General features: G+C 43.9%; 11 protein-coding genes and 1 pseudogene. 11 read left to right on the forward strand and 1 reads right to left on the reverse strand.

Annotation, left to right across the window (positions count from 1 at the left end; genetic code table 11):
• From LJE09_RS16280 to LJE09_RS16295, 4 genes are all read left to right on the forward strand, one after another.
• Positions 1-420 (forward strand): tyrosine-type recombinase/integrase (locus LJE09_RS16280; protein WP_161298913.1); only part of this gene is annotated, 420 nt, incomplete at its 5' end.
• A gap of 400 nt (positions 421-820) precedes the next feature.
• Positions 821-1,198, forward strand: coding sequence for a TnpV protein (locus LJE09_RS16285; RefSeq protein WP_118632984.1), 378 nt, complete (start codon positions 821-823; stop codon positions 1,196-1,198).
• A 47-nt stretch (positions 1,199-1,245) separates the two neighbouring features.
• Positions 1,246-1,812 (forward strand): CPBP family intramembrane glutamic endopeptidase, encoded by a 567-nt coding sequence (locus LJE09_RS16290; protein WP_044952171.1) that lies wholly within the window; start codon positions 1,246-1,248, stop codon positions 1,810-1,812.
• Between the two features lie 177 nt (positions 1,813-1,989).
• A complete protein-coding gene (locus tag LJE09_RS16295) occupies positions 1,990-2,931 on the forward strand; it encodes a DUF5301 domain-containing protein (RefSeq protein ID WP_226840178.1) in 942 nt (313 codons plus the stop codon).
• Between the two features lie 289 nt (positions 2,932-3,220).
• Here the strand turns inward: LJE09_RS16295 and LJE09_RS16300 are convergent, their stop codons facing one another.
• Entirely contained in the window at positions 3,221-4,027 is an 807-nt protein-coding gene (locus LJE09_RS16300) for a helix-turn-helix domain-containing protein (protein WP_118670461.1), read from the reverse strand.
• 483 nt (positions 4,028-4,510) lie between these two features.
• On the opposite strand from LJE09_RS16300, the gene LJE09_RS16305 reads away from it, so the two are divergent.
• The 7 genes and pseudogenes from LJE09_RS16305 to LJE09_RS16335 form a co-directional block, all read left to right on the forward strand.
• Positions 4,511-4,699 (forward strand): hypothetical protein, encoded by a 189-nt coding sequence (locus LJE09_RS16305; protein ID WP_005930722.1) that lies wholly within the window; start codon positions 4,511-4,513, stop codon positions 4,697-4,699.
• The gene (locus tag LJE09_RS16310) at positions 4,696-5,037 is read left to right on the forward strand and encodes a DeoR family transcriptional regulator (RefSeq protein WP_008703761.1); all 342 of its coding nucleotides are present in this window, start codon (positions 4,696-4,698) and stop codon (positions 5,035-5,037) included. The genes LJE09_RS16305 and LJE09_RS16310 overlap by 4 nt, the downstream gene beginning before the upstream one ends.
• Entirely contained in the window at positions 5,030-5,326 is a 297-nt protein-coding gene (locus LJE09_RS16315; RefSeq protein ID WP_097786106.1) for a DUF3847 domain-containing protein, read from the forward strand. Before LJE09_RS16310 ends, LJE09_RS16315 begins: the two co-directional genes overlap by 8 nt.
• 317 nt (positions 5,327-5,643) lie before the next feature.
• On the forward strand, positions 5,644-5,865 hold the full coding sequence (locus LJE09_RS16320; RefSeq protein ID WP_002596507.1) for a DUF4318 domain-containing protein: 222 nt from the start codon (positions 5,644-5,646) through the stop codon (positions 5,863-5,865).
• Between the two features lie 184 nt (positions 5,866-6,049).
• Positions 6,050-7,630: a MobQ family relaxase gene (gene mobQ / locus LJE09_RS16325; protein WP_118633969.1), complete on the forward strand. Its 1,581-nt coding sequence runs from the start codon at positions 6,050-6,052 to the stop codon at positions 7,628-7,630.
• A 64-nt stretch (positions 7,631-7,694) separates the two neighbouring features.
• A complete protein-coding gene (locus LJE09_RS16330; RefSeq protein WP_227311556.1) occupies positions 7,695-8,339 on the forward strand; it encodes a CHC2 zinc finger domain-containing protein in 645 nt (214 codons plus the stop codon).
• Positions 8,308-8,746, forward strand: a pseudogene (locus LJE09_RS16335) (virulence-associated E family protein); the annotation flags it as partial. The gene LJE09_RS16330 and the pseudogene LJE09_RS16335, both read left to right, overlap by 32 nt.

The raw sequence follows: 8,746 nt of genomic DNA on the forward strand, positions 1-8,746 counted from the left end.
ATTATTATTGATTTTAAGGAAAAATATTGTTACTATACTTCTAAAGATGAAGTTTATGAATGTTTTGAACAGATTGTGAAAAACCGTAAAAAAGTAAGGGTTGAGCCGATTATAGATGGATATAGTCGATTTTTATTCCTGGATAAAAAAGATATACCTGAGGTAGCACTCCATTGGGAAAGACATTTTCAATGGGCGTTAGGAAAGTATAATCGTACTCATGAGGAACAAATGCCAAAGATCACGCCTCATGTATGCAGGCATACATATTGTTCCAATATGGCGAAAGCTGGAATGAATCCGAAAGCACTCCAATATTTAATGGGACATTCTGATATAGGGGTTACGTTAAATGTATATACGCATCTGGGATTAATTGATGCAAAAGAAGAGATGAATAGGATTGCAAAACTGGCATAGTATGATAAAATAATAGAAAAAAGAATTAAGAATAATCTGATTATAAGGTTCTTAGAAAGCCTGTTTTCCAGGCTGATTATTACTAAGAAGTTACTAAATTTGGATAAGAAAATATACGAATTTATGCTGTGATATACAGGAAAATGACAGGATTGAAAATTATCGGAAAATGCCTGTAAACAGCGTAAATACAGCATTTCAAGGAGTTTTAAGCAATGATACGAGTGCTTTTTGTTTGCCACGGCAGGATTTACCGGGCATGATGAAAAGTCTCATATCGTCTCATAAGCCCCGTTTTTAAGCGTTTTTTGTGCTTCAGTCTCAAATTTACCAAAGATTTACCAATATTTCTGGAGAGCCAGACTTGCAAAAAAATGAGCCAGAATGAGGAGATTAAAACATGAGCGAATTGAAACCAAGAATAACGGAAAACGGAATTGATTATATCCTTGTTGGAGATTACTACATCCCAGACTTGAAGCTGCCGGAAGAACGCCGCCCCATCGGAAAGTATGGACGGATGCACCGGGAATATTTAAGAGAAGTCCACCCAGCCAGATTGAACACATTGATACTGACCGGAGAATTGTGGACATATCTTGCAGACCTGAACGAACAGGCACAGGAACGGTTAGACACTATCATGGAGCAGATGAAAATTGCCGAGGGCGTAACCGAGGAATTAAAGTGTACCCGTCAAATGGAATGGGTGCGGCGGTGCAATAATATCCACAATCGGGCAGAAGAAATTGTTTTGCATGAGATAATTTATTCATAATAGTATGGTGTCAGGATTATGACAAATCAGAGGTTAAAAGGTGCGTTATGTTAAAAAGCATAGGGTTATATTTTAGAAAAATAGATTTTCTGAATTTTGCAATTGGAGCTATAATGCCAATCATTGTATTGTTTATAGTTTATTCATCAGTCAAATCAAATATAATTCTTCAAGATACTGATTTTTTATCACTGTTGATGAATCATAAAGGGAAATTCATATTTTACTTTTTCGTGTCCTTTATTGAAGAAGTTATTTTTAGAGGAATTATTTTTGGGCTGTTGCTGCAAAAATGTAAAAATAAGTATTTGAGTTGCGTAATAGCTGCACTTATTTTTACACTACCACATATTTTTAATACCGATAATATTTCTGTTCTGGTAATGTTTATTTTTCCTTTTCTATATGGAATATTTGCCAATGAAATGTTTTACACTACAAAGAGTATTTGGATGCCCACAGGATTTCATTGGTTATGGAATTATACAATAACAAGTTTGTTTCTTGTTACAGGAACACAAAGTTTCATATATGTACATATCATAGCAGCAATGATTATAATGATACCGTTGTTTTACATTGTTATTGGGAAAACACGCCTAAGTGGCGATTGATAGCTTACAGTTTATCGCTTTATACAACTCCCTTTTCGGAATTGTGTACCCACTGAAAACGAGCCTATAAACATGCATTCACAATGCATAAAAACACGTTCTGGCTATTTCCCACACATTGAAATATACACTTAGATAACGTATAATACGAAATATATTTTGGGGAGGATTATGACCATGAAAAAGAAATTATGCAGTATGGTTTGTCTTTGCTACTTTGTTTCAATTATGTTATGTGCATGTGGAAGAAAAGAACAGGGGAATCCTATTAGATTGCCAGCCAGAGAGGATATTGTATCGATTGGTGTCTCTGACGGTGACAAATATGCTATATCACCTAACACAGAAGGTGAAGCTACGGAGTTTATTGATGAATTTTTATCTATGCTAATGGATATGGAAACAACCAGTCAGCAATCAATCAATGATGCACCGGTCAACAAAGATTCTATTACGATCAATATAAATTGTGATGGGGCGGCAGGAACTACTCTTTTTTACTATGTAGATAAAGGAATCGAATATGTAGAACAGCCATATCAAGGAATTTATAAACCAACGCCTGCTTTAGGTAATTGTATAACTGAAATGCTTGCTTCGGCAGATAATAGACCGCTAATGGTAACATTTCAGGCATCGGTAATTGAAACGAATCATGATTCAATAATAGTAAAACCGGTAGATGGTTCTTTGGAACTTGATTCAGCAGATAAGTTTTATATATCAAACGAAGAGAACCTTGAATTGCAAATTGGAGATTTCGTAGAAATTAGCTATAACGGAGAAATAATGGAATCATATCCTGCACAATTAGGAGAGGTTTATAAAATTACCGTGATAGAACAGACAGAAGCAAATGCCATGTGGGATAGAATACCTATGGTAAGAATAGATGGTAAATTATACTACGATACAGGGAGAGAAAGCATCATGGATGCACGTTGTGGCACTATGGATGGAGAAATAACATCAACTGTCGATGGAACTGAAATACCAACAGAAGATAATCAGTCTAATTTTGGAAGTGGATTTGGTTATCAGTATGGAGCAGACGATACAATAGAAATTTATATGAATGAAAAGTGGTTCGTCTTTGAATACAGAGAAGAATCTGAATGAGAGAATAAACGATAGATAAGTTAAATTAAATTCAAAAGGCTGTCTCAATAAAGGGATAGCCTTTTTCAATTCTCAGCCTAAATTTTCTCAATATTCAGTAGGCAAAATCCAAGATACAGTTGCTCAAATTGCTCGAAAAATTAAAAAATGTATGAATATACACTAAAATTTGGGAAATGAACAGCGGGAACACTTTTCCGAAAAGGGAGTTATACAATATCAACTGAATAACCACAGCACAAACCGCTGCTACATGGAAGCTAACAAACCATGCAACAGCGGTTTTTCTTTATCGTTTTTTCCTCTGGCTGATAGGCGTTCCCATTTTCTTTGACTTTTTGAGAATCCGAATCAGCCAGCGAAATTCTTCGTCTGACAGATTTTTATAGTTGATGCCGAGCTGTTTGCAGTAAAGTACAACGAGCTTTTCATCCCGGCTGCCCTTGAAATTTTCGACCGCTTCCAGATTTTCTTTCAGTTCATCGGCAACGGTGGTCTGGGGCGCACTTTCACTGTCCTTTTTGTGAGCTTCCCGAATATCCCGGATAATGAGATTGAGGTCATCCCGTACCATGTGACTGAAATATTCATCATCACTGATATGGGCAGCTTGCAGCACCTTCAAATGCGGGTCATCTTCGCCGGGGCGATACCGTTCAATGATTTCATGCCGGACGGTATCGACAAGGGCGTTGAGATTCTGAATCTGCATGGTGGCAATCCCATCCACATAAATCTCAATATCCGCAAGAAACTTGATAAAGTCCTTATGGGTGGCAAGTTCGCAGAGCAGACGGTTGTTAATCCTTCCGCTTTTCAGAAGTGCCACCATTTCATCACTCAAATGCAGTTCCCTTAATGGCGTGTTGATCTCAACCATGTTCTCTGTCCGGCAAAAGAGATAATCGAGGGACACCCCATAAAAATCTGCCAGCAGGATAAGGTTGCCATGATTGATTTCCTTATAGTCATCTTTTTCATAACTTCCAAGAGCTGATTTTGAAATACCTGTTTGCTCTGCCAGTTCTTCCAGTTTTAATCTTTTGTTTAATCGTAAATCTTTTAGCCGTTCCTGTATTGTAGTAGCTCCGTTCATTGAAGCAGTTCCCCCTTCTGACAACATTTATAACCGTTGAATTGATTATACCATATCAATTCCGCAATCGTGGAAATTTCTGATTTTTACCCCTAATTCCTACTTTGTGGACATACGGCATAGGGCACAAAAATGTTCTATGATACAGGTAGTTCATCGATGGATTATTCCAATCGAATGACCAGCCTGTGTGGGATATGCTTCCCCGGCGATGTAGTGCCATGACTTTTGGCAGGGATGTGGAGGAACCCTGACCGAAACGAGCGTACCAAAGGGAGCGATACGCCGCTGTGAGATTCAGGGGAGGAACGACACCGGGGAGAACTGGCGAACTGACACCGAAATGATACCGAAACACGACAATCTGATAGGGGGACAGTCTACCCTATCGCTGATACTTCGGGAGATTTTAAGCGGCTCTATGGCTGTAATTTTACCGAAAATCGCCCCGAAACCATACACTAAAACGGGAGGAAGCGCAATATGCCGAGAATGAGCAAAAAGAGGAAGCATGAGCTTTCTTTTTACCTCAATGACCGGGGGCGTGTCACTTACAACGAATTATGCCGGAAATGCCAGCATGGGTGCAGGCAGAGCTTCCGGGCGGTTGTGATTGACTGCCCCCGTTATTTATCCAAACGAGCAAAGAAAAAGGAGGAACACACCGAATGAATTTTGAATTTATGACGATAGACACACCATTGCCGCCCTGTATGCCCTTTCCCAGAGCGTTGACAGGATTTCCAGTCAGCAGCACCGCAAAGGTCATGTACTGCCGGATGCTGGACGCTATGCTGTCCAAAGGGCAGGAGGACGAAAATGGAATCCTGTTTGTCTGCTTCCCTGTCACAGCCATTGCTACAGTCCTGTCCCGCAGCCCCATGACGGTCAAGCGTTCTTTGAATGAACTGGAAACCGCCGGGCTTATCATGCGGGTGCGTCAGGGCATTGGAGAACCAAACAGGATTTATGTGCTGATACCGGGAAAGGAGAACGCTGCCCTTGCCTGATACCTCAAAGCTGGAAAAGCTCAACCGGGAGTTGGAAAAAAGCGAAAAGAAACTGCGGAAAGCCATCAATGATGAAAAGGCGTTGCAGCACCAGTTGAAGCAGCTTACCCGAAAGGAACGGACGCACCGGCTCTGTACCCGTGGCGGTATGCTGGAAAGTTTTCTGCAAGAGCCGGAACGCCTGACAGATGATGATGTCATGCTGTTATTGAAACTCATTTTTCACAGGCAGGACACGCAGGAACTATTGAAAAAACTGCTGGAACGGAAGAAGCCGGAAACCCCTTAGTTTACTAAGGGCGCAATTATACACCACCCAGAGGTTGGTGCATTGCGTTCTCCGAAGGCTCCTCGCCGGAGGGCTGTAATTTTCCGCAGTCATGGTCTGCTCCAAATCATACAGGGGACGCTACGCTTCCCCTGCGCTGGCTACCACCAGCTACCCTTTTGTGGACTTGCCATCTGGGGACACCTTGCGTTGCAAGCTGTTCCCAGCCGACAAGTTTGAAGTTATAAGTGGATTTTTGCGAAGCTGTATGATACTATTATTTTATAACGCTTTGAAAATTCGTGGATTACTTAACAAATTAGAAGGAGGTATTTTATATGTTTAAAAAAGCTTTTTGGGTTCCTTATGAGGATAGTGCCAATTACCCAACTCTTGCAAAAACTATGGAAGCAATTTCAAAGTATTGTGAAGAAAATGGTAAGTCTTATACATTTATTAACGATGACGAAGTGGAGATAAATGGAAAAAGATATGAAATATATAGGGGCTACGAAAATGGTAGTAGGGGAAATTACGGCATAAAATGTAAAGAAAAATAAATCCAGTTTGTTATTCTACACACATCGGGTCAACTTGTCCCGAACTTTCACAACTAAATACCCGCCGCTTACACAGCGGCACACCGAGCAGGAAATCTGAAAAAGGTCTCCTGCTTTTTTTCTGCCCAAAATGAGGTGGTAAAACGCCACCCCATCCACCAAGCATAGAAAGGAGGGATACGAAATGCCCTGTCCACACAACGAAATCTCGATTGTTCAGCGTAGCCAACAGCAGTCTGCGGTTGCCGCCGCTGCCTACCAGAGCGGCGAAAAGCTGTTCTGTGAATACGACCAAGAAGTGAAGCACTACCCAGAAAAGCGAGGTATCGTCCACAATGAAATCCTGCTCCCGGCAAATGCCCCGCCGGAGTATGCAGACCGCAATACTTTATGGAACGCCGCCGAAGCTGTGGAGAAACAATGGAACTCCCAGCTTGCAAGGCGGTGGGTGCTTACCATTCCAAGAGAGATACCGCCCGACCAGTACGCTGTCCTTGTCCGGGAGTTCTGCCAGCAACAGTTTGTTTCCAAAGGCATGATTGCTGACTTTGCCATCCATGACCCCCACCCGCCGGGACACAATCCTCACGCCCATGTCCTGCTCACTATGAGGGCAATGGACGAACATGGGAAATGGCTTTCCAAGAGCCGCAAGGTTTATGACCTTGACGAGAACGGGGAACGGATAAAGCTGCCATCCGGCAGGTGGAAAAGCCACAAGGAGGATACGGTGGACTGGAACGACCAGAAGTATTGTGAAATCTGGCGGCATGAATGGGAGGTCATCCAGAACCGCTATCTGGAAGCCAATGATCGCCCGGAGCGTGTGGACTTGCGTTCCTATGCCAGACAGGGGCTTGATATTATCCCTACTGTCCATGAGGGTGCTGCTGTCCGGCAGATGGAAAAGCGAGGTATCCAGACGAATATCGGCAACCTGAACCGGGAAATCAGAGCCGCCAACCGCCTGATGAAGTCCATCCGGCAGCTTATCCAAAACCTCAAAGGCTGGATTACCGAGCTGGGAGAAAAACGGAAAGAACTGCTTGCACAAAAGGCGGCGGAGGAAGCGACACTTCTTCCCAATCTACTGATGAAATATATGGAGATACGAAAGGAAGAACGGAAGGACTGGACGAGGGCTGGACAAAATCGGGGGACTTCACAGGACTTAAAGGCAGTCAGCGAAGCCCTGTCCTATCTCCGGCAAAAGGGGCTTTCCACTGTGGAGGACTTGGAAGCCTTTCTGGAATCTTCCGGGAAATCAGCCGCAGATTACCGCAGTCAGATGAAGCCAAAGGAAGCCCGAAGCAAAGTGATTGACGGACTGCTTTCTGCCCGGACAGACTGCAAGGAATGTAAGCCTGTCTATGAGAAGTACCAGAAGATATTTTTTAAGAAAACAAAGGAGAAATTCAACCAGGAACACCCGGAGGTTGCCCGGTATGCGAAAGCCGCCGCCTACCTTGCCAAGCACCCGGACGATAAGGACAGCACCCAAAAGAAGCTGCAAGAGGAGCAGGAAACGCTTCTGGAAGAAATTGCAGCCCTGAAAACACCGCTGACCGAGGTACAGGAGGATTTGAAGAAGCTGCGGGACATTCGCTACTGGGTACGGAAAGCCACCCCCGGCACAGAAGAAAGCAAAGAGCAGCCCAAGAAACAGCCTATCAAAGAAGTCTTGCAGGATAAGGCTGACGAGAAAAAAGCACAAAGAACTGTACCGGCACAGACGAAACACAAACAACAGGATATGGAACTTTAACAGGCACTTGCCATTTTCAATCAGAGAATGTCAGGTGCTTTTCCTTTTTCAAGGAGGGATAGATTTGAATGTATTTGAAGCTGTGAAGCAGTCCGTCACAACAAGACAGGCTGCGGAGCATTATGGAATCCGTGTAGGCCGGAACGGGATGGCTTGTTGCCCGTTCCATCACGATAAAACCCCAAGCATGAAGCTGGATCGGCGTTACCACTGCTTCGGCTGCGGTGCGGATGGGGATGTGATTGATTTTGCCGCCGCCCTGTATGGGCTGGGAAAGAAAGAAGCCGCCGTACAACTGGCACAGGACTTCGGGCTTTCCTATGAGGACTGGAAACCGCCGGGAAAGGCAAAAAAGCCCAAGCCCCGGCAGAAATCCCCGGAGGAACAGTTTCAGGAAGTAAAGAACCGCTGCTTCCGTATCCTTGCCGATTATCTCCACCTACTCCGAGTGTGGAGAAAGGAATATGCCCCGCACTCCCCAGAGGAAGCCTTTCATCCCCGGTTTGTGGAAGCCTTACAGAAGCAAGCCCAAGTGGAATATCTGCTGGATGTGCTTCTGTTCGGGGAAACAGAGGAAAAAGCGGCTTTGATTACGGACTACGGAAAGGATGTGATACAGCTTGAACAGCGAATGGCAGAGCTTGCAGCCGCAGACGCAGCAAGAACTAAAAAACACCATGAACGCCATGCAGCCGCCACAGAGCGTTGAGGAAATCAAGGCGGGACTGGAAACTACCGAGAAAGGCGGTGTCCGTCAGAGCATACGGAACTGCCTGACCGTATTCCAGCGTGACCCGCTGCTTTCCGGGGCTATCGCATACAACATCCTGACCGACCGCAAGGACATCATAAAGCCCATCGGTTTTCAAAGAGAAAGCACCGCCCTGAACGATACGGATATGAAGTATCTGCTTCTTTATCTGGAAGAAACCTATGGGCTTACCAATGAGAAAAAGATTGATAACGCCATCGGGATTGTGGCGAATGAAAACAAGTACCACCCCATCCGGGACTATCTCAATACCCTGGTGTGGGATGGGACAGAACGAATCCGTTTCTGTCTGCGGCACTTTCTGGGGGCTGACGCAGACGATTACACCTATGAAGCGTTGAAGC

Source organism: Blautia sp. DFI.3.45 (assembly GCF_020593505.1).
In the GTDB taxonomy this organism is placed as follows: domain Bacteria; phylum Bacillota; class Clostridia; order Lachnospirales; family Lachnospiraceae; genus Blautia_A; species Blautia_A wexlerae.

Coding starts and splice junctions, on each gene's coding strand:
- LJE09_RS16290 (WP_044952171.1), top strand. CDS start 1,246: ATGTTAAAAAGCATAGGGTTATATTTTAGAAAAATAGATTTTCTGAAT.
- LJE09_RS16310 (WP_008703761.1), top strand. CDS start 4,696: ATGAATTTTGAATTTATGACGATAGACACACCATTGCCGCCCTGTATG.
- LJE09_RS16295 (WP_226840178.1), top strand. CDS start 1,990: ATGAAAAAGAAATTATGCAGTATGGTTTGTCTTTGCTACTTTGTTTCA.
- LJE09_RS16285 (WP_118632984.1), top strand. CDS start 821: ATGAGCGAATTGAAACCAAGAATAACGGAAAACGGAATTGATTATATC.
- LJE09_RS16300 (WP_118670461.1), bottom strand. CDS start 4,027: ATGAACGGAGCTACTACAATACAGGAACGGCTAAAAGATTTACGATTA.
- LJE09_RS16305 (WP_005930722.1), top strand. CDS start 4,511: ATGCCGAGAATGAGCAAAAAGAGGAAGCATGAGCTTTCTTTTTACCTC.
- mobQ (WP_118633969.1), top strand. CDS start 6,050: ATGCCCTGTCCACACAACGAAATCTCGATTGTTCAGCGTAGCCAACAG.
- LJE09_RS16320 (WP_002596507.1), top strand. CDS start 5,644: ATGTTTAAAAAAGCTTTTTGGGTTCCTTATGAGGATAGTGCCAATTAC.